A 1,243-nucleotide genomic window follows, 5' to 3' on the forward strand; every position below is an offset into this window, starting at 1 on the left:
TGTCCACCCTCTCGCATACACCCCACGTCGTTCCTGGTTAGGGCCTGCAACCACATTTACACACCCACCGCCCGTCGCCGGTCAGTAGTGCGAGAACTCGTCGGCGTCGAAGTTGTGCCGCTCGTCGCCGCGCAGCGGCGGGTTGAACACGCTGATCAGCTCCAGGTCCTCTTCGGGGTGGGCGATCAGGAAGTGCTGGTCGTGCTGGTCCAGGGCGTACATGACGCCCGGCTCGATGTCGTGGGCCGTCCCGTCGGCGTCGATCACCTGTCCGCGCCCGGCGATGCAGTAGCAGGCTTCCAGGTGGTTGCGGTAGTGCAGCGGGGACTTCGACCCCGCCTTCACCACGGTGTGGGCGACGGTGAACCCCATGTTGTCCTTCTCGACCAGGAGCCGGTAGCTGAGCCCGTTCCCCCAGTCGACGCCGGTCACGCCGGCCTTGGCCCGCACGATCATGCTGGTGAACTCCTCCTGTCCGTGGATCTCGTCAGACGAAGCTGCGTGCTTCCCGGACGAAGGCCTCGATGGCCTCGACCGAGCTGAACTGGGCCGGCGAGATGTCGCGCTCCCCCACCGGGATGTCGTAGCGCTCGCCCACCCACGCGATCAGGCGCAGCAGGCCGAGGCTGTCCACCACCCCGCTGTCCAGCAGGTCCAGGTCGGACGGGAGCTGGTCGGGGGTGAGGTCGGGTGCGAAGCCGGTCACGACGAACCGCTTGATCTCGTTCTCGATCGACACGCGTGGTCCTCCAGGGGTGATCCGGACTGCCGACCCTCGGTCAGCAGCTCGACGAGCAGCACGTGGTCCGCGCTGGTGCGGCCCGCGCACTCGCCGGTGACGACCTGCCGCAGGTCCGCCTCGACCGGCAGGCCGCGGTGCGGCGCGCACCGCAGCAGGGCCAGGTCGTCGACGAACACCACGTCCACCGCGCGGGTCACGGCCGGGGGCAGGTCGCCGCCGGTGGCGTTGACCAGCACCGCGCCGCCCGGCAGGCGGACGGGCCAGGTGTCGGGGTCGGCGACGTCGGTGACGACCACGAGGTTCGCCCCGAACACCGCCTCCCCCGCGGTGGCGGCCACGGACAGCCCGATGCCGGTCAGCCGGAGCCGGTCGACCAGGTCGCGGTCCATCGGCTCGCCGGCGTTCCCGCCGACCGCGACGGTGCGTGGGCCGGGCACCGGGCGGGCCCCGGCGTCCAGCATGGGCCGGACCCCCCACCCGCCGCCCACGACACGACCCGTG

At 71.2% G+C, this 1,243-nt stretch carries 3 protein-coding genes; all 3 read right to left on the reverse strand.

Annotated features, from left to right (window positions below; genetic code table 11):
* Nucleotides 1-81: 81 nt before the first annotated feature.
* The gene (locus ACFV4N_RS20280) at nucleotides 82-456 is read right to left on the reverse strand and encodes an ectoine synthase (protein WP_499674107.1); all 375 of its coding nucleotides are present in this window, start codon (nucleotides 454-456) and stop codon (nucleotides 82-84) included.
* A gap of 31 nt (nucleotides 457-487) precedes the next feature.
* Nucleotides 488-739 (reverse strand): phosphopantetheine-binding protein, encoded by a 252-nt coding sequence (locus ACFV4N_RS20285; protein WP_499674108.1) that lies wholly within the window; start codon nucleotides 737-739, stop codon nucleotides 488-490.
* Nucleotides 703-1,243 (reverse strand): hypothetical protein (locus ACFV4N_RS20290; RefSeq protein ID WP_499674109.1); only part of this gene is annotated, 541 nt, incomplete at its 5' end. The genes ACFV4N_RS20290 and ACFV4N_RS20285, both read right to left, overlap by 37 nt.

Source organism: Actinosynnema sp. NPDC059797, from assembly GCF_042732085.1.
Lineage (GTDB): Bacteria > Actinomycetota > Actinomycetes > Mycobacteriales > Pseudonocardiaceae > Actinosynnema.

What these genes read in the sequence shown, in the direction of transcription:
- ACFV4N_RS20280 (WP_499674107.1), bottom strand. Translation starts at nt 456, where the DNA reads ATGATCGTGCGGGCCAAGGCCGGCGTGACCGGCGTCGACTGGGGGAAC.